The sequence below is a fragment of the Alkalihalophilus lindianensis genome, assembly GCF_032843265.1.
GTDB lineage: Bacteria > Bacillota > Bacilli > Bacillales > Bacillaceae_D > Alkalihalophilus > Alkalihalophilus lindianensis.
Genome location: NZ_JAWJBA010000907.1, coordinates 1 through 242, shown reverse-complemented (window position 1 = coordinate 242; position 242 = coordinate 1). Strand labels below are relative to the sequence as shown.

At 41.3% G+C, this 242-nt stretch carries 1 protein-coding gene; it reads left to right on the top strand.

Features of this window, described 5'->3' with window-relative positions:
- On the top strand, positions 1-242 hold a 242-nt coding region (locus RYX56_RS24740; protein WP_317124438.1), incomplete at both ends, for a helicase-related protein.

Below are 242 nucleotides of genomic sequence, written 5' to 3'. Positions count from 1 at the left end.
ATGACAGTTCCTTCTATTGATCAGTATTATCTGGAAGTACAGGAGAAGAATAAATTTGATGTGTTAACCCGGCTTCTCGATATTCAATCACCGGAACTAGCAATCGTTTTTGGGCGGACAAAGCGCCGTGTTGATGAATTAGCTGAAGCACTTAATTTAAGGGGCTATACAGCAGAAGGAATTCACGGGGATCTCAGCCAGGCAAAAAGAATTTCTGTTTTGCGTAAATTTAAAGAGGGCTC